The sequence below is a fragment of the Shimia litoralis genome (assembly GCF_005518135.1).
In the GTDB taxonomy this organism is placed as follows: domain Bacteria; phylum Pseudomonadota; class Alphaproteobacteria; order Rhodobacterales; family Rhodobacteraceae; genus Shimia_E; species Shimia_E litoralis.
In genome coordinates this window covers 13,260-39,336 of sequence record NZ_SULI01000021.1, presented here as the reverse complement: position 1 = coordinate 39,336, position 26,077 = coordinate 13,260, and the positions used below count along the sequence as shown (strand labels likewise).

20 protein-coding genes and 1 pseudogene are annotated in these 26,077 nt (G+C 57.0%); 16 read left to right on the top strand and 5 right to left on the bottom strand.

The features are described 5' to 3' along the window. Positions 1-20 precede the first annotated feature (20 nt). Genes obgE through FAP39_RS14055 form a run of 3 tightly spaced genes read left to right on the top strand, consistent with a single transcriptional unit; the run spans position 21 to position 3,457 of the window. Complete coding sequence (gene obgE / locus FAP39_RS14065; protein WP_138017022.1) at positions 21-1,058, top strand: GTPase ObgE; 1,038 nt, start codon at positions 21-23, stop codon at positions 1,056-1,058. After that, positions 1,046-2,152: a glutamate 5-kinase gene (gene proB / locus FAP39_RS14060; protein ID WP_138017021.1), complete on the top strand. Its 1,107-nt coding sequence runs from the start codon at positions 1,046-1,048 to the stop codon at positions 2,150-2,152. Before obgE ends, proB begins: the two co-directional genes overlap by 13 nt. A 39-nt stretch (positions 2,153-2,191) precedes the next feature. Beyond that, positions 2,192-3,457: a glutamate-5-semialdehyde dehydrogenase gene (locus FAP39_RS14055; RefSeq protein ID WP_171006867.1), complete on the top strand. Its 1,266-nt coding sequence runs from the start codon at positions 2,192-2,194 to the stop codon at positions 3,455-3,457. Here FAP39_RS14055 and FAP39_RS14050 read toward each other — a convergent pair. Next, a complete protein-coding gene (locus FAP39_RS14050) occupies positions 3,454-4,053 on the bottom strand; it encodes a histidine phosphotransferase family protein (RefSeq protein WP_138017019.1) in 600 nt (199 codons plus the stop codon). The two genes, FAP39_RS14055 and FAP39_RS14050, sit on opposite strands and share 4 nt — an antisense overlap. Before the next feature lie 29 nt (positions 4,054-4,082). Between FAP39_RS14050 and FAP39_RS14045 the strand changes: the two genes are divergently transcribed. From FAP39_RS14045 to tsf, 5 genes are all read left to right on the top strand, one after another. Beyond that, entirely contained in the window at positions 4,083-4,265 is a 183-nt protein-coding gene (locus FAP39_RS14045) for a DUF3553 domain-containing protein (protein WP_138017018.1), read from the top strand. A gap of 123 nt (positions 4,266-4,388) precedes the next feature. Further along, positions 4,389-5,168, top strand: coding sequence for an L-ornithine N(alpha)-acyltransferase (gene olsB / locus FAP39_RS14040; protein WP_138017017.1), 780 nt, complete (start codon positions 4,389-4,391; stop codon positions 5,166-5,168). Continuing rightward, positions 5,165-6,025 carry a lyso-ornithine lipid O-acyltransferase gene (gene olsA / locus FAP39_RS14035; protein WP_138017016.1) on the top strand — a complete coding sequence of 287 codons (861 nt, stop codon included), beginning with the start codon at positions 5,165-5,167 and terminating at the stop codon, positions 6,023-6,025. Before olsB ends, olsA begins: the two co-directional genes overlap by 4 nt. 200 nt (positions 6,026-6,225) lie before the next feature. Further along, positions 6,226-6,999, top strand: a complete 774-nt coding sequence (gene rpsB / locus FAP39_RS14030; protein ID WP_138017015.1) for a 30S ribosomal protein S2 — start codon at positions 6,226-6,228, stop codon at positions 6,997-6,999. 71 nt (positions 7,000-7,070) lie between these two features. Continuing rightward, entirely contained in the window at positions 7,071-7,946 is an 876-nt protein-coding gene (gene tsf, locus FAP39_RS14025) for a translation elongation factor Ts (RefSeq protein WP_138017014.1), read from the top strand. A gap of 378 nt (positions 7,947-8,324) precedes the next feature. Here the strand turns inward: tsf and FAP39_RS14020 are convergent, their stop codons facing one another. From FAP39_RS14020 to FAP39_RS14010, 3 genes are all read right to left on the bottom strand, one after another. Continuing rightward, a complete protein-coding gene (locus FAP39_RS14020) occupies positions 8,325-9,077 on the bottom strand; it encodes a LuxR family transcriptional regulator (protein ID WP_138017013.1) in 753 nt (250 codons plus the stop codon). After that, positions 9,074-9,517, bottom strand: a complete 444-nt coding sequence (gene aroQ, locus FAP39_RS14015) for a type II 3-dehydroquinate dehydratase (protein ID WP_138017012.1) — start codon at positions 9,515-9,517, stop codon at positions 9,074-9,076. The genes FAP39_RS14020 and aroQ overlap by 4 nt, the downstream gene beginning before the upstream one ends. 1,069 nt (positions 9,518-10,586) lie before the next feature. Beyond that, on the bottom strand, positions 10,587-10,895 hold the full coding sequence (locus FAP39_RS14010; RefSeq protein WP_138017011.1) for an alpha/beta fold hydrolase: 309 nt from the start codon (positions 10,893-10,895) through the stop codon (positions 10,587-10,589). Positions 10,896-11,658: 763 nt separating this feature from the next. Here FAP39_RS14010 and FAP39_RS14005 point away from each other — a divergent pair. After that, positions 11,659-12,480, top strand: coding sequence for an integrase core domain-containing protein (locus tag FAP39_RS14005; RefSeq protein WP_009808134.1), 822 nt, complete (start codon positions 11,659-11,661; stop codon positions 12,478-12,480). Positions 12,481-12,730: 250 nt separating this feature from the next. Further along, positions 12,731-13,348 (top strand): TetR/AcrR family transcriptional regulator, encoded by a 618-nt coding sequence (locus FAP39_RS14000; protein WP_083790438.1) that lies wholly within the window; start codon positions 12,731-12,733, stop codon positions 13,346-13,348. Here the strand turns inward: FAP39_RS14000 and FAP39_RS13995 are convergent. Next, on the bottom strand, positions 13,326-13,634 hold the full coding sequence (locus FAP39_RS13995; protein WP_302621674.1) for a Na+/H+ antiporter NhaA: 309 nt from the start codon (positions 13,632-13,634) through the stop codon (positions 13,326-13,328). The two genes, FAP39_RS14000 and FAP39_RS13995, sit on opposite strands and share 23 nt — an antisense overlap. Before the next feature lie 39 nt (positions 13,635-13,673). On the opposite strand from FAP39_RS13995, the gene FAP39_RS17580 reads away from it, so the two are divergent. The 6 genes and pseudogenes from FAP39_RS17580 to FAP39_RS13975 all read left to right on the top strand — a co-directional run bounded on the left by FAP39_RS17580 (position 13,674) and on the right by FAP39_RS13975 (position 26,011). Then, positions 13,674-14,138 carry a transposase gene (locus tag FAP39_RS17580; RefSeq protein ID WP_009808131.1) on the top strand — a complete coding sequence of 155 codons (465 nt, stop codon included), beginning with the start codon at positions 13,674-13,676 and terminating at the stop codon, positions 14,136-14,138. Then, positions 14,029-14,565 carry an IS630 family transposase gene (locus tag FAP39_RS13990; protein ID WP_009808130.1) on the top strand — a complete coding sequence of 179 codons (537 nt, stop codon included), beginning with the start codon at positions 14,029-14,031 and terminating at the stop codon, positions 14,563-14,565. Before FAP39_RS17580 ends, FAP39_RS13990 begins: the two co-directional genes overlap by 110 nt. Before the next feature lie 61 nt (positions 14,566-14,626). Then, positions 14,627-14,876 (top strand): annotated as a pseudogene (locus FAP39_RS17805) (IS3 family transposase); the annotation flags it as partial. Beyond that, positions 14,866-15,093, top strand: coding sequence for a transposase (locus FAP39_RS18000; RefSeq protein ID WP_138017010.1), 228 nt, complete (start codon positions 14,866-14,868; stop codon positions 15,091-15,093). The pseudogene FAP39_RS17805 and the gene FAP39_RS18000, both read left to right, overlap by 11 nt. Continuing rightward, positions 15,030-15,569 carry a transposase gene (locus tag FAP39_RS13980; RefSeq protein ID WP_009808129.1) on the top strand — a complete coding sequence of 180 codons (540 nt, stop codon included), beginning with the start codon at positions 15,030-15,032 and terminating at the stop codon, positions 15,567-15,569. Before FAP39_RS18000 ends, FAP39_RS13980 begins: the two co-directional genes overlap by 64 nt. A 308-nt stretch (positions 15,570-15,877) precedes the next feature. Next, a complete protein-coding gene (locus tag FAP39_RS13975) occupies positions 15,878-26,011 on the top strand; it encodes a peroxidase family protein (RefSeq protein ID WP_246059164.1) in 10,134 nt (3,377 codons plus the stop codon). The last annotated feature ends 66 nt before the right edge of the window (positions 26,012-26,077 follow it).

Genomic DNA, 26,077 nt, shown 5'->3' with positions numbered 1-26,077 from the left:
TTGCCCAAAAGGACACGTCAATGAAATTCCTCGACCTTGCCAAGGTGTATATCCGTTCCGGTGGCGGCGGTGGAGGCTGTGTGTCTTTCCGCCGTGAAAAGTATATTGAATACGGCGGACCGGATGGCGGTGATGGCGGCAACGGCGGATATGTCTGGGCCGAAGCCGTTGACGGCCTGAACACGTTGATCGATTTTCGCTATCAACAACACTTCTTTGCTAAAAACGGATTGCCCGGTATGGGGCAACAACGCACCGGCAAAAGCGGTGACGAGATTGTCCTTAAGGTCCCGGTGGGCACTGAAATTCTTGACGAAGATCAGGAAACCCTGATTGCTGACATGACCGAGGTCGGGCAACGCGTGCTATTGGCCAAGGGCGGCAATGGCGGCTTTGGGAACTTGCACTTTAAGTCCGCGACAAACCAGGCGCCACGGCGCGCCAATCCCGGTTTGGCAGGTGTGGAACGGACCCTTTGGTTGCGTCTGAAGCTGATCGCCGATGTGGGGCTTTTGGGGCTGCCAAATGCGGGGAAATCCACGTTTCTGTCTGCGACATCAAATGCGCGTCCCAAAATTGCTGACTATCCCTTTACGACACTGCATCCCAACCTTGGCGTTGTCGGTGTCGATAATGTTGAATTTGTGGTTGCGGATATTCCGGGCCTGATTGAAGGCGCCTCAGAAGGGCGGGGCCTTGGGGATTTGTTCTTGGGTCACGTCGAGCGCTGTGCTGTTTTGTTGCATCTGGTCGACGGCACATCGGGCACCCCGATTGAAGATTGGCAAACCATCATCACCGAGATCGAGGCCTATGGCGGGTTTCTTGCCGAAAAGCCGCGCGTCACGGTCTTGAACAAAATCGATACGCTGGACGATGAAGAACGCGAGTTCTTGAAAGAAGAACTTGAGGCCGCCGTCGGAGGCCCTGTGCTATTGATGTCAGGCGTCAGCCGTGAAGGCGTGACGGATGTATTGCGCGCGTTGCGCAACGAGATCGACGACAATCGCTTGCGCGAGAAAAAGGCACAAGAGGAGCCTGAGCCGTGGCGTCCCTAACCGCTGCAAAACGGATCGTGGTAAAAATCGGATCCGCCCTTTTGGTTGATCGTGAATCGGGTCAGTTGCGCCAAAATTGGCTTGGTGCGCTGGCGCAAGACGTGGCTTGGCTGAAGTCCAGCGGTATTGACGTTATTCTGGTCTCCTCTGGGTCTATTGCCTTGGGTCGCGAAGTGCTCGGGTTGCCCCGAAAAGATCTGTTGCTGGAACAATCGCAAGCGGCTGCAGCGGTTGGGCAAATCCGGCTGGCACGCGCTTATGAAGAAGCCTTGGCACCGTTTGAAATCACCACCGCACAGGTTCTGGTGACATTGGAAGATAGTGCCAATCGGCGGCGATATCTGAATTCACGCGCCACGTTAAAGCAGCTACTGGATTTGGGTGTCGTTCCCATTGTGAACGAGAACGACACCGTGGCCACCGACGAAATCAGGTACGGTGACAACGACCGCCTAGCGGCACAAATGGCGTTGACAACCGGCGCCGACATGTTGGTTCTGCTGTCAGATGTGGATGGATTTTATTCTGACAACCCCATGATTAACAAAGACGCCAAACGCTTTGATGTGATTGACAATATCACGCCAGAGATCGAACTGATGGCGGGCGAGGGGACATCGGGCCTGTCCAAGGGTGGCATGATCACCAAACTGTTTGCTGCCAAAACGGCAACGATGGGTGGCTGTGCGATGGCGATCACCGAAGGCAGCACATTACGCCCCCTGACAGCACTTGAAAACGGCGCAAATGCCACGTGGTTTACAGCTCAAGGCACGCCGCATCTGGCACGCAAGCGCTGGATCGGGTCCATGAAACCGCAAGGGGCATTTCTTGTGGATGCTGGTGCGGCAGGCGCGCTTGCCAAAGGCAACAGTCTGTTGCCAGCGGGTGTGGCAGCCGTCACCGGACAGTTCGGCAGAGGTGACCCGATCGAAATTTTGGCCCCTGACGGGCACAAAATCGGACAGGGCCTGAGTGCATATACCGCACAGGAAGCCGCCAAAATCAAAGGTTGCCAAAGCGGAGATATCGAAGGAATCTTAGGATACACCGGCCGCACCGCACTCATTCACAGGGACGACATGGCGCTCTAGGGTGCCCAAATATTTCACCAATTGCAAAGGTCCAATTCGATGACAGACATCGCTGATATTCCCGCCCTCATGGCACGTCTTGGTGCTGCAGCCAAAGCTGCAAGCGCGGAGTTGGGCTTTGCACCGGCCGAGGCCAAGGCCAAAGCCTTGAACGTGGCGGCGGATACGGTTTGGGCTCGACGCGGCGAGATCATAGCGGCAAACGAAATGGACATGGCCTTTGGTCGCGAAAAAGGTCTGAGCCCTGCGATGCTGGACCGCCTCATGTTGGATGAGCCGCGCATTCAGGGCATTGTGGATGGGCTTCGGGCTGTGGCGGGGCAGGATGATCCTGTTGGTGCTGTTCTGGAAGAATGGACGCGCCCCACGGGGTTGACCATCAAACGTGTGCGCACGCCGCTGGGTGTCGTCGGTGTGATTTACGAAAGCCGGCCTAATGTCACGGCGGATGCAGGCGCCCTGTGTCTGAAATCGGGGAACGCGGTGATCTTGCGCGGCGGCTCGGAGAGTTTTCATTCGTCCAGCGCAATTCATGCGTGTCTGGTCGAAGGTCTTAAGGCGGCAAACCTGCCCGAGGCGGCGATTCAGCTTGTTCCCACTCGGGATCGGGCCGCGGTTCAGGAGTTGCTGACCATGGTCGACACGGTGGATGTGATTGTGCCGCGCGGCGGCAAGGGGCTTGTTGGCTTGGTCCAGCGCGAGGCCCGCGTGCCGGTGTTCGCGCATCTGGAAGGCATCGTGCACATCTATCTGGATGCCAAGGCTGACCCAATCAAAGCCTTGGATGTTGTCCTAAATGCGAAAACCCGCCGGACAGGGATTTGTGGCGCGGCCGAGTGCCTGTTGATCCACAAGGATATCGTCGACACTGTGGGCCAAGGCGTGCTGCGTGCGTTGATGGATGCGGGTGTGACCGTGCATGCCGACGCGGAACTTGCCAAGATCGAGGGGAGCGTGAATGCCACCCCAGAGGATTGGGGGCACGAATATCTGGACATGGATATCGCGGCCAAAGTTGTCGACGATGTTGATGATGCGATTTCACACATTCGGAAATATGGGTCTAATCACACCGACTGTATTATTTCGGAAGATGACGCGGCTGTGGCCCGCTTTTTTGAACGGTTGGACAGTGCCATTTTGATGCATAATGCCTCAACCCAATTTGCGGATGGCGGTGAATTTGGCATGGGTGCCGAGATCGGCATTGCCACGGGAAAAATGCATGCCCGCGGTCCCGTCGGAGCCGCCCAATTGACCAGCTTTAAATATCTGGTGTCCGGAAACGGCGCGATCCGCAGCTAAAATGTCAGGCACAGGTGTGTCGGGGAGAGTGTAAGGTGATGTGCGCGCCCGAGGTCAGAGAGCACCTTGGGCAGCAAACCAAACTGCACTTTGTCGGGGGTGATAGGGACGGTTTTCTGCGCCGCCGCCATGTCTTGCCACAGATCAACATCCACCTTGAGGCGCTCTGATTGGGCGGTGATTTTCCATGCGCCTTGATCGTGCGATACAGAAATTGCACCACCAAAGGCCAGTGCGGTTTCCGCGCACATGATGCCAAGGAATACCGCCTGGAGGTCTGACCGCATACACCCGTCTGTATGCTCCCAGTAAATAGGCGTACGCGAGCTTTCACTCATATCCATAAGAATTTGTTTAATTTCTTTCAAACTCACCGCTTGTCCGTCGGAGCAGTAACCAAAGGCAACACGGAAAAAGCGGATACGTGCGTTGGCGTTTTCAACGCTTTGAGAAATCAAATCGAGTTCGGGGCCATCGGTCGCCCCGGTCAATCCCAAGAGCTCGAGGCCATTGCCGATTGCACCGACAGGGCTTATCAGATCATGGCAGATGCGCGAGCCAATCAATGCTCCGAAATCTGTAGCTGTTTGAACCATACCCAACCTTTCTTTCTGGTAGGAACATCATGGAAGACCTGAATGCATTCTTGGAACCCGGGATGTTCGTCAAACATCCCGATCAACCTGACTGGGGCTTGGGGCAAGTCCAGTCGAATATCGACGGGAGGATCACCGTAAATTTTCAAGACGCTGGCAAAGTTGTCATAAATGGATTCCGAATTGGTCTGTTGGCTGTATTTGAACCGTGAACTCGTAAACAAATCCTTAACTCAACCCAAGGTAGATCATCTTGCTTGTTGACGCCAGAACAATATTGCGCGCTTTGACAAGCTCTTTTATGGCTGAATATAAACAAGGAAACTGTCGTTCACATGGTTCAACATACGCCTGACTTTTTGCTCAAACTTGCAAAATCCGACGCTGAACTGCGCGCCGCGCAGCGGCTTCGGTATCGCGTTTTTGTGCAAGAGCTGGGCGGCGGCGGGGCGCTGGTGGATCATGATGCGCAGCTTGAAAAGGATCGGTTTGATCCGTTTTTTGATCACTTGATCCTGATTGACCAAGCTCTGGATGTGGACCCGATCGGTCAGGTCGTCGGCGTGTATCGGCTGTTGCGCGACACACAAGCCGCACAGGCTGGCCAATTCTATTCCGAGGATGAATATGACCTGAGTGTTCTGAAATCTAGTGGTCGAAACCTTTTGGAGTTGGGGAGAAGCTGTTTACACCCCGAGTATCGGGGCGGCGCGGCGATGTTTCATCTGTGGAATGGTCTTGCCGCGTATGTGGCCGATCATGAAATTGAAATCCTGTTTGGGGTGGCCAGTTTTCATGGCACCGATGTGGCAGCGTTGGCGCCATCCTTGTCGTTATTGCATCACCGCCACCTTGCGCCGTCCGATTTGCGGGTGCGTACGCAGCCCGACCATTTCCAATCTATGGATTTGATCCCTGAATCCAAAATCGACCGCCGTCAGGCCATGCTTAACGTGCCCCCCCTGATCAAAGCCTATTTGCGGCTGGGTGGTTTTGTGGGCGAGGGGGCGTTTGTCGATCACGCATTCAACACAGTTGATGTGAGTCTGGTGATGGATACGTCGCGCATGAATGCAAAGCAAAAGGCGCTTTATTCAAAGGGCAGTTTGGTATGACAGGCTGGGCCGAGCAAGAATACCCGCCGCGCGTCCCGATGGGTCTGGGGGGGTGGATACGGGTTGCGGTTCGCGGCCTTTTGCTTGGGGGCTTGGTCTTTGGCGGGCTGATTTTGTTGCTGCTGATCCGCCTGATCGAGAAACCAATTTTCGGGTTGCGCAGGCCATGGACGCCTTGGTTGACGCAATTTGTGTGCCGCACCGCCTTTGTCATACTGCAAATCAAATTCACCGCGTCTGGGTCGTTGATGACCGAACGCGGCGCGGTCGTCGCCAACCACAGCTCTTGGCTTGATATTTTCGCCTTGAATGCACGCAAACGTATTTACTTTGTGTCGAAATCCGAAGTTGCCAGTTGGCCGGGCATTGGCTGGTTGGCCAAAGCGACCGGGACGGTGTTTATCAAGCGCGATCCGAAAGAAGCGCGTGCGCAAAAACAGGTGTTCGAGGCGCGTCTATTGGCAGGACATAAGTTGTTGTTTTTCCCCGAAGGCACATCAACGGATGCCACGCGGGTCTTGCCATTCAAGCCGACCTTGTTCGCGGCCTTTTTTAGCGATGATTTGCGCGATGATATGTATATTCAACCCGTCACCGTGATGTACCACGCACCCAAAGACCAAGATCCCAGATTTTACGGGTGGTGGGGCGACATGGATTTCGGACCGCATTTGCTGGTGACCCTTGCAGCACGCACCCAAGGCCAAGTTGAGCTGGTGTATCACACACCGGTCGCTGTGCGGGATTTTGCCAATCGCAAGGAACTGGCGGCCTATTGTGAAACCGTTGTGCGCGGCGGCCACAGATTGCTGGCACAAGACGCAAAATCCGCGAAGATCCCCCGGTCAACGTCATAAATCCACGATATTTTGCAGCCATTTGGCAAATGTGGGATCAAAGCCCTTGCAGCACCCAAAAAAATCCTTTAACGCGCTCGCATTCAAACCCGCAGGCGGGGTTTGGGTCGGGCAGGGGAGACATCCCTGTCGGTCCGCCGGTTGGAGCATCCGCTCTCACTTCCCCCGCCCAGGCGTAAACCGGAAAAAGGAATACAAGCATGGCTCTTCCCGAGTTCACCATGCGCCAGCTGCTCGAAGCAGGCGTACACTTTGGTCACCAAACACAGCGCTGGAACCCTCGCATGGGCCCGTACATCTACGGCTCGCGTAATGGCATCCACATCATGGACCTGACACAGACTGTTCCTATGCTGGACCAAGCTCTGACAGCGATCCGCGACACCGTTGCAAAAGGTGGCCGTGTTCTGTTCGTAGGCACCAAGCGTCAAGCGGCAACACCGATCGCAGACTCTGCTGAGCGTTGCGCACAATACTACATGAACCACCGTTGGTTGGGTGGCACGCTCACCAACTGGCAAACCGTTTCCAAATCCATCGGCCGTCTCAAAGAGATCGACGAAAAAATGGAAACTGGCTTTGAAGGTCTGACCAAAAAAGAACGTCTGGGCATGGAACGTGACCAAGGCAAGCTTCAGGCTTCGCTGGGTGGTATCCGTGAAATGGGCGGCGTTCCTGATCTGCTGTTCGTCATCGACGTGAAAAAAGAAGCCTTGGCCATCGCCGAAGCCAACAAACTGGGTATCCCTGTTGTGGCTGTGGTTGACACCAACTGCTCGCCTGACGGCGTAGACTACATCATCCCAGGCAACGATGACGCAGCGCGCGCCATTGCTTTGTACACAGACCTCGCATCTCGTGCGGCTCTGGACGGCATGTCAGCCCAGTTGGGTGCGGCAGGTGTTGATCTTGGCGCAATGGAAGAAGCCATGGTCGAAGAAGTTGTTGCGGAAGAAGCTGCCGCAGACGCGTAAGCGTAACAATTCTGATACGGGGGCAGGGTACACCCGCCCCCGATACCCTATTTGAGACGAGGAGAGCCGAGATGGCGATCACAGCATCTATGGTCAAAGAACTGCGCGAAATGACCGGCGCAGGCATGATGGACGCAAAAAAAGCGCTGACCGAAACCAATGGTGACACCGAAGCCGCTATTGACTGGTTGCGCACCAAAGGTCTGGCAAAAGCTGCTAAGAAATCCGGCCGCATTGCTGCCGAAGGTCTGGTTGCGGTAAAAGTTGAAGGCAACAAAGCTGTTGCTGTTGAAGTGAACTCGGAGACCGACTTTGTTGGTAAAAACTCAGAGTTCCAAGAAATGGTATCTGGTATTGCTACGGCAGCACTGGGTGTGTCTGATGTGGAAGCGTTGGCTGCGGCAGATTTGGACGGAAAATCCGTTGCTGACACGCTGACAGCAAAAATCGCCACCATCGGCGAAAACATGTCTTTGCGCCGTATGGCGTCTGTCGAAGGTGACGTTGTTGTGTCCTATGTGCACAACGCTGTGACCGACGGCATGGGCAAAATTGGTGTTCTGGTTGCTCTTAAGGGCGGCGACGAAGCCTTTGGCAAGCAAGTTGCAATGCACATTGCTGCTGCAAACCCTGCATCGCTTTCCGAAGCTGATCTGGACGCGGCTGTTGTTGAAAAAGAGCGTAACGTTCAAATCGAGATCGCACGTGAATCTGGCAAGCCAGAAGCCGTGATCGAAAAAATGATCGTGGGCCGGATGAAAAAGTTCCTCAGCGAAGTGACATTGTTGGGTCAAGCATTCGTCATCAACCCGGATCTGACTGTTGAAGCGGCTGCAAAAGAAGCAGGCGCAGAGATCGTTGGTTTCGTGCGTATGGAAGTTGGCGAAGGCATCGAGAAAAAAGAAGAAGATTTTGCTGCGGAAGTCGCAAAAGCTGCTCAAGGTTAATCACCTTACAAAACCATTCGCGAAACGCCGTTCACAGAAATGTGGGCGGCGTTTTTTTCATCATACTTTGTGTGTGATGATTGATCCAAAAATGGAAGCGGCGCCGTCCGGGAAAAGACGACGCCGCAAAATCCGACCATCCCTAAACATGGGGATGTGGGAATGGTCGAAAAGGGCGCCCAGCATCAATGACATAAATAAGTCCTGATACCGAGCATCCGGTCAGACCGGTCAAACGGAGCGCCACGAAATCACGCAGATCCTGTTCGAAATGTTCCTAGGCTAAAGCCACCACTCACGGAACTACCTTAAAATCGCACATTTACCTAAGGTCAATCAAGTCAGGTTTACCATACTTTTGACGCTTAAATGCGTCAGTTATGCATCCGGCTTGTAAATTTGACGTAAAAATGACGCCTTTAACAACGCCTGCGCGGTGGTTTCGACATTTAACGCTTCGCGAGCGAGTCGTAAGTGCTTTTCGACCGTGGCTGGCGTGCGTCCAATCAAGGTGGCAATATCCTGAATGGTTTTGCCATCTCCGACCCATTCAAGCACCTCTCGCTGGCGTGCAGTAAGCTCACGCTTGGGATAAGAGTAGGGCAGGGATAAGATTTTTAGATGTGCGATATTATTCGCCAACTCGATGAACCGACCGCTTTGCTGCCAGATATGGTCGACTTCGTCTTGAGATACACCGCGTTCCGCGGTCATCGCAATCGCGCCCTTATTCCGAGAAGATATTGTAGGGAAACTGATGGTGTATCCGGCTGTTACATCCATTTCGGCATTTGCTGAGAACACCGAAATCTCGTCCGCTGTCAAAAGACCTTTCTGGGCTTGATCATGCACCCAGGTCCAACTGCACGCCCCAGTATTTTCCAATGACCACCGCATCATTGGACCATGGAAATATAAACCTTCACCCAAGAACTTCTGCAGATAGTCACGATCATGATTGGACAAAACCATAAAGTCGTCGACATCCCCAAGCGAGGCGTCGGTTCGAAAGTTGGTGAACCCATAGATCAAACGGTCAAAGCCATATGTCGCCATTTTCGCAGTGTGCATTTCCCACAGCTGTTCCAATGATGTCGCGTTGGTAATGGCTTCGATATAGTCCAAATTCATGCTGTGGTACCAAGATGGGCACACAGCGCATCAAGGGCCATACGATAGCCAAGCGCACCAAAGCCGCAAATCTGCCCGATGGCAACTGGTGCAATGTAAGAGGTATGGCGAAAGCTTTCGCGCGCATGAATGTTTGAGAGATGCACCTCGACGACAGGTATTTCGACCGATGCAATCGCATCCATCAAGGCAATTGATGTGTGCGTATACGCGCCGGCATTTAGAACGATGCCATCATGTAACCCTTTGGAGCTATGAATTGCGTCGATCAATGCGCCTTCGTGATTACTTTGCAAACATGCCACAGCACACCCACAGGCTTCACCGTAAGACACACAGTCTGTCTCGATATCTGACAGAGTAGTATGACCATATACGTCTGGCTGTCGCTGACCCAGAAGATTCAAGTTTGGGCCATTCAAAACCAAGATTGATGTCATCGGCTAATCCCTTGTAGTTCTTATTATATTACAGCGACCTTTTTGCTGCTGTCTAGCGTCACAAGCGCGCTGTCACTGACTTTTTGGTGACAAATTCCGTTAGGGAATGCACGTTGGTTCTTATTATTGTCGAATATGCGATCAAGTGCCCCGCAATAATATTACATAATATTGATTATTAGACTAAACTATACAGATGATTTAGTGTGTCGCAGTACAATTAGTGAGACCTAACTATTGAGACTCGCTTTCCAACTTATCGCGCAGGTCTTGAACATCGGAAATCCACATAACCGGCACTTCTCTGTTGTCAGACCCGTCCGCAACCCCGTGCGCACTATAAATCGGTATTCTCCGGGCGAGCCGTCAATATCTCTAGAACCCGTTCTGAGGATTGCAGATCGTCGCCCATACTTGATGTTGGCATAAATGCGGTGTGATTGCGTCGCATGACAAAATCGCCCGAGAACAACAGATTGTTAGCTTCGTCCAGCAGGACACAGAGTTGTCGCTGTGTCCAGGCGTGTAGATCAGTGTAAGCTGACGTCTACCAATCTCAGCTGCGGCGCCCGGCTCGAGCCACTCTGTAATCTCCCAAACTGGCAACTCTATGCCTTCATTCATCCCCAGATTCTGGCCATTGGTCGGGGAAAGCGTATTGCCATTACCGGCATCAAACAGCAGCGCCAGTTCGAAATTAAGTAGCTGAATTTGTTTAAAGAAATACCTCGTCAATTAGGTGACCAGGCATTGTGTGCGACCTCACACTGGTTTCCAAATTCTGGTGAAGCGCACTCCACCGAGGTGGCGCTTTTTGACTATTCAACGGCACAGATTTTGATCCACGTTGGAACAGAGTTCATATTACATCGAAATCTACGGATCTAATCACCGTCCTATAGATATGGATCGCGAAACCCCGATTGCGAATTTGGGCATTTCTTTGAGGGTCGATTGTACGAATGCACCCGAGTGCAGTTTTCAGAATTTCGACACCCTCCCCCCGCTTAAAGTCAATCAAGATAACCACACCTCCATGGCGCTTGAGAGCTCATCAAATCGTGTCCCACTACGTTTGTGCGCAAATCTTGGGCTTCACGACCGGAATGGTCGCATCAAGCCAATTCTCCAGATACAACAGCATCGCTTCATCAAGGTCGTGGCCCGCACCCTCAAACATCCTGAGCTCGGATTTCGGGATCAGTGCATGGGCCCGATGCGAACTCTCGGGCGAAAGGCAACGGTCCTGGGCCGCCCCAAGTACCAAACTGGGCGCGGCAATACGCTTCAGGGAAAGAGTGCGATCACCGGAAAACTGGATTTCGGCGAGTTGTCTGGCATAGCCACCGCATGTGAACCCGGATGTTTGCATTTCCACTGCAACGCATCCGGTTCCGAGGGTTCGACCAAATTATTTATATGCATATAAAATCGGGTCTAATTGAAGAAATGCCAATGGCAAGAATGAATGCAGACAGATCAACAAAAACAACCCTTTAATGGGAGTGAATGCAAGCCAGCAGAGCTCAATGAAAATGGTAAGTGGCGGAGGGAGCCAACCTGGCACCCAACTCTCTCTCGGTCTAACCCATTGAAACCATTGACCCCAAATCGCGAACCTGTGTCACATGCCTCGAGACGGTCTGGCAGCGAACCTATCTACAAAATCCTGAGGGGAAGCCCGAATGTATTGCGGTTATGCGGGGTGCCGTATCGTAATCGAGAGGATCAACGGAAGCGCAAAAGCCCTGACAGGCCCCCTGCCCCGGCTTGATGGCGGCCATCAGCCGGCCCCAGCATTTTGGTCTTCCCTGAGAGGGGTGCCAAAATGTAAGCAAGCCCCATCAACTTGATATAACTGCATTTTCTAAATCGCGCAGTGGAGCTCGGCAATATGCATTCGATCTTATCTCTCCTTCTGGTTTTCCTGAACCAGTTCTTCATGCCGCGACACAACGCGTAGCTGAGACTACTGAAGGCCCAGATCGAGATCTTACGGGCTCGCATCCCGACGCAAAGGATCATCCTGTCGCCCGCCGAGAAGGCTGAGCTGCTGCGCATCGGGGAAGAGTGTGGGCATGAGGTCGACGGGCTGATGGAAGTGGCCAAGCCCGCGACCTACAAAACGCTGGCTCGCCCAGATGCGCGTGGGCCGTCCCTTCAAGGCCGCAGGTCGGCCACGCCTCACGCAAGAGCTGCGCGATATTGTCATCCGCATCGGATCTGAAAATCGCCTCTGGGGTTACAAGCGGATCGCGGGCGAGCTGAAAAAGCTCGGGCTGTATGCCGGCGCCAATTCCGTCAAATGCATCCTGAATGACGCCGGCATTCACCCAAGCCCGGAAAAGCGCAAGAAGAAGCCCGCCCTGCCCTGGACCACATTCATCCGCGCGCATATGGAAACCATGGTCGCCTGCGACTTCTTCTCGAAGACCGTGTTCACGCTACGCGGGCCAAGGACGGCCTATGTGCTGATGTTCATCCATCTTGGCAGCCGCCGCGTCTTCTGCAGCGCACCGACTTATAACCCGGACATGGCTTGGGTGACTCAGCAGGCTCGCAACGCTCTGATGTGGCGCGAAAAACAAGACATCACGCCAGAGTTCCTGATCCGCGACGCCGACACCAAGTTCAGCGCCCGCTTTGACACCGTTTGGACATCAGAGGCCGCTAGGGTCATCCAGATCCCGCACAGGGCGCCCGATGCAAACGCCTTTGCGGAGTCGTTCATCGGCACGATCAAGCGCGAATGCCTGAACTTCTTCATCTGCTTCAGTCGTTCTCAGCTCGACTACATCCTGCGGACTTGGGTGAGTTATTATAATGCAGAGCGCCCACATCGCGGACGGGACATTGGGAACAACGTGCTTCAGGTCGATTTTCGACCCGCCCGTGATGGCCCGATCCGCCGCAACCGCCAGCTTGGAGGCATTGTCACGTCCTACACCCGAGATGCTGCATGAAGATCCGAGCCAACACGAGGCTTGATCTCGTCGGATTCAACTTGCTGAGTTTCGTTACAGCCTTTAAAAAATCACTCCAAGTCAACGTGATGGTGCAACGTATACATTTTGGCACCCCTCTCTGGAAAGGGTACAGACGCCGAGAGAGGCACAACGCAACGGTTCTACAACTTCAGAGCCGAAGTGATCAGTTTGGACCGAATGTTCGCGTCAACTAAGCTCAGCCAGCGCATGTTACTCTCCCGAAATAATGGCGCGAGAACGCCACGGTGTCACTGGTTGGTGCGGCGTTCCATACCGGTTTCGAGCAAGGATATCAAAAAGCGCGGCTGGCACCCTCCGGGTAAAAGTCATGCCGCTGGCCAAACGACTGGGCCTGACACGCACCGGTTTTTATTGGCATTTCAAGGATCGCGATGCGCTTCTTGAGGCCATGATCGCCCGCTGGGAGGCCAAGAATACCGGCAACCTGATTGATCAATGCGAGGCCTATGCAGAAACCATCTGCGAGGCGATATTTAATCTGTTCGATTGTTGGCTGGACGGCGAATTGTTCGATGCCAGGCTGGATCTGGCGATTCGCAATTGGGCGCGCAATGACCCGGCCCTGGCCGTCCGACTGGAGCGCGCAGACGTTGCGCGACGCGCAGCCATCGTCGGCATGTATGAACGGTTTGGCTTTAGCCCCGAACAGGCTGATGTGCGCGCCTCAACCGTGATCTTCACCCAGGTCGGGTACATCTCGATGCAGGTCGAAGAAGACCGCACCGACCGGATCATGCGCATGCCGGCCTATGTCGAAGCCTATACCAGCCAAACCCCGACCCCATCCGAAATCGCCCGCTTTATGGCGCGTCATTTGCCGTAACGGGTCGTCGCGCGCCCAGGACCAGGATAACCGATCCCGCCACGGCCGACACCAGCGACGCGATCAGGATGGCCAGCTTGACGCTGTCCAACTGTGCGCCATCAAAACTGGCCGAGCCAATGAAAATCGACATGGTAAAGCCAACACCGGCCAGCATTCCGGCACCGATGATCTGGGTCCAGCTGATCTCGCTCGACATCGTGGCCCAGCCCAGTTTCACGGCAATGAACACGGTCAGGAAAATGCCCAGCGGCTTCCCGATCACCAGCCCGGCCATGACGCCCAGCGGTGATTTTGTGATTCATCCTGTTTGGGAGGATGGATTATGTCAGCACCTTTGCCAGAGGCGCTTCGGGCGCGTTTTCAGCGGTATATTGAGGAAGGGGTAAGCGATCGTGCGGCGGCATTGCGGCTGAAGCTTTCGCCAGCGACAGGAGCGCGATGGGCGCTTGCGATCCGGCGGACGGGCCGGGCGGAAGCCGCGCCGCAGGGCCAACCAAAAGGCCGGGGCAAACTGGACCCGCATCGAGACTTCTTTGCCGAAATCATCGCGCAGGATGGCGACATCACAATGCCCGAGCTGAGTGCCGCCCTTTTTGACGCGACGCACGTTCGGGCGCACCCCAACGCTATTGGCAAGTTTCTTCGCAAGCTTGGCTACACATATAAAAAAGTCACTGGTGGCCACCGAACGCCGCCGTGCCAAGGTAAGACGACAGCGCGAGGACTGGTTCAAGCACCGCATTCCAGCAGTGTCAAAGCACCCGGACCGTGTTGTCTTCATTATTGACGAAACATCCGTGAAGACAAACTTGACGCGACAGCGGGGATGGGCGCCTTGCGGCAACCGCCTGATCATGGATGCCCCGTTTGGCTCATGGGGCACCCAGACCTTTATAGCCGGACTGAGTGCCGGTGCGATGATCGCCCCTTGGGTTATAAAAGGCGCCATGGATGGCGCAGCCTTCGCCGCTTCCATTGAAAATGTGCTGGTGCCGGAACTCTCACCGGGAACCGTTGTCATCTTGGACAATCTGGCCACTCACAAAAACGCCCAGGCAGCAAAGGCGATGCGCAAGGCAGGATGTTGGTTCTTGTTCTTGCCGCTCTACAGTCCCGACCTCAACCCCATCGAAATGGCGTTCTCGAAGCTGAACGCAAACATGCGGCGTCCTCACGACGACCGCGGAGAGAGCCCAAGAGCCCGGCACGCATGATGGACTGTGGGAAGGATCAGAACTTGACGAAGGCGATTAGAGAACCCAGTGGGGCACTACCCATCAGACTATGAAAATCCCTGTCCTGCTTGAGAATTACTTCCTGCTAGGTGATCTCGAGCGCCAGATCGGTGTCTTCCTGGAATTCTACAAACAATCAACGCTACCGCGAGAGCCTTGGAAACCTGACGCCAGCCGATGTTTAATTCGGCTGCGCTGAGCAGATCCTGAAATGGCGAAAGGAGATGAAACGCAAAACCAAGCTTGCACGTCGCTTGCGCCACAAAACTGCAAACGGATATGCGGGCTGACAGTTATGAGCGGGCGCTGGATACCAAGGCGGGCGCTGTGAAGCTGAAAATGCCCAACCTGCGTAAGCAGACATTTGAGACCACCATAATTGCGCGATATCAGCGTCGAGGAAGCGCTTATCAAGATGTATCTGGTGGCGCGTCTCTTCGGGCGTGGGAGACATCACAGAGGCTCTGTGGGGGACGCCTGTCAGTCCCGGCACGGTTTGCAGCCTGAACAAGAAGATCTACGCAAAGATCGACGAATGGCGGCAACGTAAAAGCGAATGGATTCAACCCTATGTTTTCCTGGACGAGATCGTGATGAAGCGAACCTGGGCAGGCGAAGTACGCAACGTTTCTTTGCTCGTCGCCATTAGCATGACGACTAAAGGAAATAGCGAGATCCTGGGGATCATGGAAGGGCCGAAGGAGGACAAATCCGGCTGGTCGGCCTTCTTACGCCATTTTGTTGATCGCGATCTGAGCGGCGTCCAGTTGATCGGCTACGATGCCTGCCGCAGCCTCATGGAAAGAGTAGCCGAATACCTGCCGGATGCGCGTTGGCAGCGCAGTGTGGTTCATTTTTGCCGCAACGTGTTCAGCATCGTCCCGACCCGGAAGGTACCGGATCATGCGCATCGCTCCCAAATCCGGAGCCCTGCATATCGCGCACGCCTGACGCAGTTTGTTAACGCCATGAAGCTGGCCTGACGAATCCGAAGACCGGGGTACACGAACGTCTCGCGCCAGCTTCGCATGTTCTGGCCCTTTAGACCAAAGGTTCGGGTTTTGCTCCAGCCCTGCCCGTTCCCTGTCGTTTTACAGCCTGTTTATGCGCTGTAGCGCAGCAAAAACGCCTCAAACTCCGACTTTGGTCTGATACCCATCCTACCTTCGTAGGGTTTTTGGCAAGACTTTGAGCGCCTCCCGCAAGCTGCGCATCTTGGTACCGATGGGTCAGGAAATACCGTCCGAATTGTTTCGGGGGGGCACAAACTTTATAGATAGGGAAGATCGCAATGGTTTTCGTGAACACAAACGACCTTAAGCACATCCTCGACCAGATCCGTATCGCTGAACAGCACGTGGCTGGTACTCCGCTGACCGAATTGGTGCAGAACCCCTTGCTGCCATACGGTCTGCGTCTAGTTGACGGCACGTTGAACAACCTGACCCCGGGCCGTGAGGCATGGGGCTCTGCCGATCAAGTGATGCCGCGTCTTCTTGACTCGACCTTCCTCACGCAGCCCGACGCGGCGCATCTGGCCGATCCCAGCCCGCGTGGCGCGCCGGGTGCCGAGCCCACCTCCTATCTGCAGACTTCTGGGTCAGTCTATGATGCCGAGCCTCGCGTGATTTCCAACCTGATTGCCGACCAAACGCTATCCAACCCCGCCGTCGTCGCCGCGGCCCTGAGCCATTCGGGTTTGACCGGGCAGGCGATGCTAACCGCTGCCAACGAAATCGTGCAGGCCTATCAGCGCGTCATCGATACACAGGCCGCCACTGGCAACGTCGATCAGGCGCTCGAATTACAGCGCCAGCAATTGCAGTCTGCGCTGGATACGGCCAGTGCCGAACTGGCCGCCGCACAAAATAACGTCGGCGCCATGACGTCGGACAAGGCTGACGCAGATCAGACCGTGACCGATGCGCAAACGACGCTGGACGCCGCAGCGGCAACCATGAGTTTGCTTCAAAGCTCGGGTCAGGTCGGTGATGCACAAGCCGCTCTTAGCCTAGCTCAGACGGCTCTGATACAATCCCAGAATGCGCTGAACGCGGCGCAAGGCGAACTGGACACGGCCACGACTTCGGCTGCATCGATGCTGTCCATGCGCGACGCCAAGCAGACCGAAGTCACCAACCTGCAGAACCAGAAAACGACTGCAGATCAGGAGCTTGCGACGACCGAAGCTCTCTTGTCCGACGCGCAGGATGCGCTTCTGCTTGAAACCAACGGCGCAGACGCGGTTACCGTAGCTCAGACAGCGGTTGACGATGCCACCACCGCCGTCAACGCAGCGCAAACGCATGTCAATGAACTCGATGGTCAGCTTCAGCAGGCCCAAAGCGAGCTCGATGGTCTGAACGCCCAGCTTCAGACTGCACAGGACGCGGTCACAGACACACAAGCCCGCGTCACCGCAGCCGAGCAAGCCGCCGACGAAACCCAGACCGCCCGTGACAGCGCTCAGGCCCTCTTCGACACCGAAGTGACCGAGCAGGCCAGCGCCCAAGTCGAAATGCTCAGTGCCCTTAACGTCTACTTAAGCGGTGGATCGCTTGCCGATTTCTCCGTCGCTTCCGCCGCCTATTCGGCGGCGCGCGAAGAAAAACTGGCCGCCGAAACGGCGCTGGCCGACGCGATCAGTGCGGATGATGCAGCCGATCAACTTGCTGCGACCGAGAACGCGGCCCTGTCCACAGCCCAGTCGCAGGTCACCACCCTGACCGGCCAGCGCGATGCCGCGATCACCACGCGTGACGGTTTGAACACCCAGCTGGGTGCGGCCAACACCGTCCTGTCCACAGCTCAGGGCAATCTGTCCACCGTGCAGCAGGATCTGCTGACCGCGCAGCAGAACAATCAGGCCTATATCGACGCGCAGGAAGCGGTCACGCAGGCGCAGGCCGATGTGGATGCGGCTCAAGTGGTCATCGATGGGCTTGTAAGCCAGCTGACTACCGTCGAAGGAGAGCTTACTACACTCAACATCAACCTTACCAATGCCAACAACGAAGTGACCCGCCTCGAAGGTATCGTGCAAACGGAAACCACTGATCTCAACACAGCGCAGGGCGGTGTAACAACGGCACAGCAGGCCCTTGTCGCCGCACAGACTGCCGATGCCGCAATCCTTGCACAGCTTGACGTGATCGCCGATGCGACCATTGCGCTGAACAGCGCGACCACAGCGGCAGAACAGGCCGCAACCGAGCTCAGCGCGGCGCAGGATATCGAGACCACAAAACAGTCCGCTTTCGATACCGCTACAACCAACCTTGATGCGCTGAACGCACCCGGTGCTGCAGACGCCGCGCTGGCGGCCGCTCAGGCGATCGCTACAGAGGCTCAGACCACGCTCGACACGCTGTTGAGCACGCATGCGATCACCATGGACGGCAACAACGTGATGTTGCCCGACGTGACCCCCGACGAAGGCCTCTCTGCGCCCTACAACTCGTGGATGACACTCTTCGGTCAGTTCTTCGATCATGGTCTCGACCTTGTCGGAAAAGGTGGCAGCGGCACCGTCTACATTCCGCTCCAGCCTGACGATCCGCTCTATGACGCAACATCTCCGACCAACTTCATGGTGCTGACCCGCGCCACCAACCAGCCCGGCCCGGATGGAATCCTTGGGACCGCAGACGACGTGCGAGAGCATTTCAACAAGACGACACCCTGGGTCGACCAGAACCAGACCTACACCTCGCACCCCTCCCATCAGGTCTTCCTGCGCGAATACGATCTCGACGCCAACGGAAGCCCTGTCTCCAACGGTTACCTGTTGCACGGTCAGTCCGGCGGCATGTCCACCTGGGGCGACGTCAAGGCGCAGGCCGCGGCCAAGCTGGGAATCCAGCTCAATGACAGCGACGTGCTTGATGGCCCGCTGCTCGCAACCGACGCCTACGGCAACTTCATCCCTGGTGCCAACGGCCTGCCACAACTGGTCGTGGCGAACCCTGCCTATGTTGAAGGCGGCACCGAGCCTTTGAATATCCTGATCGAAGGCGATCTGGCCAACCCCGTCGATGCCAGCCAGGCGGTCCGCAACGGCCATGCCTTCCTCGAAGACATCGCCCATAACGCCGTGCCCGGCACCTATGTGGTCGATCGCTTCACCGGCGAAACCGCCACCAAGCAGGCCGATGCCGACACCGACACCGGCAACGCGATCATCCCCAACCAGTTCGGCCAGAACGAAACCTACGACAACGAACTGCTGGATCGTCACTTCATCGCAGGAGATGGCCGTGGCAACGAAAACTTCGGCCTGACCGCGGTGCACCACGTGTTCCACAGCGAACACAACCGCCAGACCACCGAAATGAAGCAGACCATCCTCGACAGTGGCGAGCTGGCCTTCATCAACGAATGGCTGGCCACCCCGATCAACGAGGACGAGCTTTCGACAGCCGCGATCGACACCCTCACGTGGGATGGCGGGCGTCTGTTCCAGGCAGCAAAATTCACCACCGAGATGCAGTATCAGCACCTCGCCTTCGAAGAGTTCGGCCGCACCGTGCAGCCTCAGATCGCGGCCTTTATGGTAAATGCCAGCGCCGAGGTCGATGCCTCCATCATGGCGGAGTTCGCCCATGTAGTGTATCGCTTCGGCCACTCGATGCTGACCGAGAACGTTCAAACGATGGACCCGAACGGCGTGAACACCTCGACCGGCTTGATCGAAGCGTTCCTCAACCCGGTCGCCTTCGACCTTGACCAGACACTGACCTCTGATCAGGCGGCGGGTGCCGTGGCCCGTGGCATGTCCCGCGAGACCGGTGCCAATATTGACGAGTTTATCACCAGCGCCCTGCGCGACAACCTCGTTGGCTTGCCTCTCGACCTGGCCGCGCTGAACATCACGCGGGGTCGGGATACAGGCGTGCCCTCGCTCAACGCCGCTCGCGAGCAGTTCTATGCAGCCACCGGCAGCGAGTTCCTTAAGCCTTATGAAGGCTGGTCGGACTATGCCGCGAACCTTAAGAACCCGGCATCCATCATCAACTTCATTGCGGCCTACGGCACCCACGACACAATCGCGAACGCCACGACCGTGGTGCAGAAGCGCGCCGCGGCCACCGATCTGGTTCTGGGCGGGGACACCGCTCCGGCGGACCGTCTTGACTTCGTCAACGGCACGGGCGCTTGGGCCACAATCGAAACCGGCATCAACGCGGTCGAGTACTGGATCGGCGGTCTGGCTGAGGCCATCATGCCCTTCGGCGGGATGCTTGGCTCCAGCTTCGGCTTCGCCTTCCAGCAGCAGATGGAGGCGCTTCAGAACGGCGACCGGTTCTATTATCTCAGCCGGACCAATGGCATGGACATGCTTGGTGGGCTGGAGAATAACTCCTTTGCCTCGATGATCATGCGCAATACCGACATCGCCGATGGCGGTGCGCATATTCCGGCCAACATCTTCTCTTCGATGGAATACATCCTCGAAGTTGATCAGTCGGTGCAGGCCATGGCCGATCCGGTTTCGACCGAGCTTGATCCGTTCCTCGCCGCCATGGGTACGACACTAGTCGAGCGGGAAACCGGCACGGGCGACGCACCGCTCGTCGATGGTGCGCGGGAGTATGACAACTTACTCAAGTTCAACGGCGGCGAGCACGTCGTGCTCGGCGGAACCGACCAGCGCGATATTCTCGTCGGAGGTCTCGGGGACGATGCGCTCTGGGGCGGCGCTGGCGACGATCTGCTGATCGGCGACTCGGGCGTCAACACCTTCCGCGGCGGTGACGGCAACGACATCATCAAAGACGGCGACGACATCAGCTTCCTGCATGGCGAGGACGGCGACGACGTCATTTCCGCCGGGGGCGGAGCTGCCGAATTGATCTTCGGCGGAAGGGGCAACGATGCGATCCTCATGGGCCGCGACGACGCCAAGCACACCTTCGCAGGCATGGGTAACGATTTTGTATTCGGTGGGTCAGGCGCGGATATCGTCGATGGCGGCGAAGGCGACGACTGGATCGAGGGTGGAGACGGCTTCGACTTCCTCGTCGGCGACAATAACGACAACCTCGGCGGCTCCCGCGTGATCGGTCACGACGTTCTGATGGGAGGGGCGAACGACAACGACCTGCACGGTGAATCCGGCGACGATATCCTGTTCCAGGGGGAGGGCACACATGTGAACCTGGCCGAGCTCGGTTACGACTGGATTGCGCACAAGGGTCTGACGACCCATGCGGAGGTCGATCTCACAGAGCGCGTGACGACAGAACAGACAGAATTTTTCAGGGATCGCTACATCGACGCAGAGGCAGTATCAGGCACACAGAACGATGACCTGATCTGGGGTGACAACCGCCTCGGCAATGAGGCGCCTGCCGACGGTGCGATCTTAGACAATGAAGTCACGCTCTTCGGCAACGAACTGACGCAGGAGGGCGTGAATCGGATCGAGGGTCTGCGCGAGCTGCTTGGCAACCTGATGGGAGACGCGCCCGGCGATCTCTTCACCGGCGGCAACATCCTGCTGGGCGGCGGCGGCAGCGACATGATCCAGGGCCGTGGCGGCGACGACGTAATCGACGGCGACAAGTGGCTGGATGCGCGGATCTCGATCCGCGATCAGACCGACCCGGCGATCGAGATTCGCAGCATTGACAGCCTTGAGGAGATCATCCCACAGCTTCTGGACGGCAGCATCTCGCCCAGCCAACTGCAGATCACACGAGAGATCGTCGATCGTGGTCAGGAAGGCGACGTGGACACAGCCGTCTACTTCGATGTGCGAGCCAACTACAGCATCCGCGCCAACGCCGATGGCAGCGTCACGGTCGATCATATCAACGTCACGGAAGGACCGAACCCGATCGACCCGGTCAACGGCGACCCAAACCCGATCCTTGGCGATGGCACCGACCGCCTGACGGGCATCGAGATCCTGCGCTTCGCGGATATGGAGATTGATCTGCGCACGAACCCTGCCAACAATGGCCTGATCCAGGGCACCGGTGGCAACGATGTGCTTGACGGCAGCAACGGCCCCGACGCGATCTTCGCAGGCGCCGGTGATGATGCCATCAACGGCCTCGCCGGAAATGACGTGATCTTCGGCGAAGGCGGCTCGGACACCATCACATGGAACGCGCCGCTCGGCGGTTATGATGTGGTCGTGGGGCATGGCATCGTCAATGACGGCGGCACCGACATGCTGGTGATCAATGGCGATGGTACCGAGGATGGCTTCACGATGTACACCGTGGCGGCCTGGGCTGGCCAGGCCCCCTTCGATCCGCTCTCCGAGATCATCATCACCCGCACAGTGGCCGGTGTGGAAACTCCGATCATGGAAGTGCGCGGCATCGAAGAGGTTACCATCAATGGTGTTCAGGGTGTCGAAACCATCAACGCGGTTGGTGACTTTGCAGGCACCTCGCTGGCGCCCAACACGATCTACGTGAACGGCACGGCGGGTAACGAAGTGATCGACTTCTCCGGCTTCACCTCGACCCAGCGTATTGTGGTAAATGCAGGCGATGGCAGCGATATCATAACCGGCGGTGCAGGAAATGACATCCTGAATGCCGGCGCAGGCCGCGACGAAATCACCTGGAGTGTCGGCGGCGGCAGCGATGTGGTCGATGGCGGCGCAGGTGACGACACCTACACCATCAACGGCGATGCCTCCGACGAAACCTTCCGCGTCTACGCGGCGGACTCTTGGACAGGGGCACCCTTGGCCACTGGTACTGATATCGTCATCACCCGCGAAGCGGATGCTGGCGAGCAGGTCATCGGTCAACTTCAGAACATCGAGGAAATCCAGATCAACACCGCAGGAGGCACAAACGACGTGCAGGTCATTGGTGACTTCAACCCGACTGCCCTGAACTTCAACACCATCAGCGTCATGGGCGAGGTCGCCAATGTGGACGTCACCGGCCGCCTTTCGACTCACCGCGTGTTCGTCGAAACCGAAAGCCGCACCACCACTGTGACCGGTACTCTGACCGAAGGCGACGTGATCGTCGTTCCGGTAGATATCGATCCGGCCACTCTGACGGAAACGATCGATGGCACGACGGTGACACGGACATCCGGCGACTTCACGCTGACCTACACGGTTGATGACCCGACGACTTTCCCGATCATCGTCCAGTCCGGCAGCGGTCTGGCCAACGCCCTGCGCGGTGTCGCGACCATCAACGAGGAAACCGGCGCACCTCAGGGCAGGGGAACTGTCGCTCTCGGCACCCTGCCGCGCGGTAACGTCCTGCTGACCCAGGATGACATCGCGGCCCTGAAATACATGGTCACCGGTCAGGGCGAGGCCCCCATCCTGCCGCCCGAACCCGGCGCGCGCGCCGAAAACGAACCGGCTGATTTGATCGTCGGCACCCGCGATCTGGAAGGTCTGACCAACAACCTGCTCAATCCCGAGATTTCCGGTGGCGCGACCTTGCCCTTCTCCCGTGTAACCGAAGCCCGCTATGCTGGGATCGGCGAAGACGGTGCGGGCATCGTCAATCCGGTATTCGACGATCTCGACGCCCGTGCCATCTCGAACGCCCTCGGCGCTCAGGATGCGGATGCGGCCAAGGCGGCCTCGGCAAACATGTTCATGATGTCCTTCGGTCAGTATTTCGACCACGGCCTCACGTTCATCCCCAAGGGTGGTCATGACCCGATCACCATCGGAGGGGCGGACATGGGTCGTCCCAGCGGGGACAACCCGGCTGACCTCACCCGTGCCACGGCCACGATCAATCCCGAAACAGGCGAGATCGAGCACACCAACATCACTTCGCCTGTGGTGGATCAGAACCAGGTCTACGGTTCGTCCAACCTGGTGGGTCAGCTGCTGCGCGAAAGCGGTAGCAATGGTGGCTTCGGTGCCCATGTACTGATGGGTCAGGAAGATCCCTCAGCATCCGGTTTCCAGCTCATGGCGACCCTTCGCGAACTGCTGGATCACCATACCCAGGCTGGGACCGTGTTCACGGATACCGACAAGGGCGATGTCACTCTGGAAGGTTACTACCCAGATCTGTTCAACGAGGACGGCACCTACAACGCCGCAACCATCAAGGACCTCTCGGACGACTTCATGGGTGAAGGCTGGCCGCTCCTGATCGACACCAACCCGTTCATGAACTTGCTCGACCACTTCGTCGGCGGCGACGGGCGTGCGAATGAAAATGTGGGCCTCACCTCGATGCACACCGTCTGGGCACGCAACCACAACTACCACGTGGACCAGCTCCTGGCGTCAGGCTATGATGCCGACACTCCGGAAGAGCTTTTCCAGGCCGCACGCATCCTGAACATCGGGGAATATCAGCAGGTCGTGTTCAACGACTTCGCCGATAGTCTTCTGGGCGGGCTACAAGGCTCGGGTACACACGGTCATGACAAGTATGACCCAACCACCGATGCCCGCATCAGTCACGAGTTCGCGGCAGCGGCCTATCGCTTCGGCCATTCGCAGATTGGTCAGAGCATGACCCTCAAGGACGTGGATGCCGATGGGAACCCGTTCACTGTCGAGGTGCCGCTGTTCGATATCTTCCTGAACCCAACCAACGACCCGGACGCATTCACGGCAGATTTCGGAACTCTGGAGCAATATGGGTACAAGCCACAGCCAGGCTACGCCCAGTACGGGGTCGACAACATCCTCGGCGGTCTGGTCGAACAGCCCTCGGAAGAAGTTGACCTTCAGGTGGTGGATGCGGTCCGCAACGATCTGGTCCGCGTCAGCGCCGATCTCTTCGCCTTCAATGTCGCTCGCGGCAGGGATGTGGGCCTCGGCACGCTCAACCAGGTCAAGGCAGATCTGGCGGCGTCGGATAACCGCTACATCTCCGAGGCGATCGATTTGTCGGACATGTCCATGACACCCTACACCGACTGGGAGGATTTCCAGGCGCGCAACGGGCTATCCGACGAGATGATCGCCAAGTTCCAGACAGCCTATCCGGCTCTGGTTCTGACCGTTGACACAGAGCAGTATGACGCCTTCGTCGAAGCCAACCCGGATATCGCGTTGATAGACAATGGCGATGGCACGATGACGGTGAAAGGCATCGACCGCGTCGATCTCTGGGTTGGTGGTCTGGCTGAGCAGCACATTCAGGACGGCGTCGTAGGCCATACCTTCTGGGTGCTCATTCACGAGCAACTGGACCGTCTTCAGGAAGGCGACCGGTTCTACTACGTCGACCAGATCGGCGATCTGCCCGTCTACAACAACTTTATCTCCAACCTCACCTTCGGTGACATCGTGACCCGCAACACCGGGATGACCGATCTGCCACAGGATGTGTTCAGCTATACCGGAGATGAGATTGTCGAAGACAATGGCACCGCCGACCAACAGACCCAGCAGCCGCCCGTCACGGACGATGCCGGGAATGCCAACCAGGCTGACACCGGCCAAGATGATACTGGACAAGACGACAACGGCCAAGGCCAGACTGCTCAGGGTGATGATACCCAAGGCGAGATGACCGTGGACAACAGCACCCAGACTGCTCAGGGCGGGGCCTCTGCCGACCAAGAGCCTGTGTCAAACGACGATGATACCATCGACGGTGGGGACAGCTCCGACGCCGACACCGAGACGCCGGCATCCGACCCCTCAACCGAACAGAGCCCCAACGGCTCGGACGAGGGACTCGTCAAAAGCGGCACTGACTTGGGCGACGCCCTGGTCGGCGCGGCGGGCGACGATATCCTCAGCGGACACGAGGGCAACGACATGCTCGTGGGCAATGCCGGTGACGACATGCTCTTCGGTGGCGATGGCCGCGACGACATGCTCGGTGGCGATGGTGCCGACATGCTCATGGGCGGTGCCGGCAGCGACAATATCATTGGCGGCGACGGCGATGACATGATCATCGGCGGGTCCGGCTCGGATATCCTCATGGGTAACGCGGGTGACGACACGTTCATCGGCACGGATGGTGACTGCAACGACATCTACTATGGTGGCGAAGGGTCGGACACGATCGACATGGCGTCGGTCACCTCCAACCTCACGGTGCGCCTCGGCAACGCCGGGACGGATCGCGGGTCGGTCACCACGGAAGAAGGCGGTCGCGATACGATCTGGAGCGTCGAGAACTTCGTCGGCGGCTCGGGTGACGACACCATCTTCGCCAGCGACGCGGCCAACGTGCTCGATGGCGGTGACGGCAACAACACCTTCGTGTTCGAAACCGCGGCCAACGCGCAGGGCGACCACATCAACGGCCTCTCCGCCGGCGATCTCCTGCAGTTCGGCACCGGGTCCGATATGCTCGAGCTCACCTGGGGTGACGCTGACATGCAAGACAGTTTCTCTTTCTCCGAAGGAGACGAAGCCGGGACAACCAAGATCAGTGGAAGCATCGAGGATGAGCAATTCGAACTGACCGTCAGCGGACGCTTCGACTACGATAACGTCGGCTGATCGTCAGACTGATCCACACCAATATCGGCAGCCGGATACCCTCCGGCTGCCGATCTCGTCGTGCGG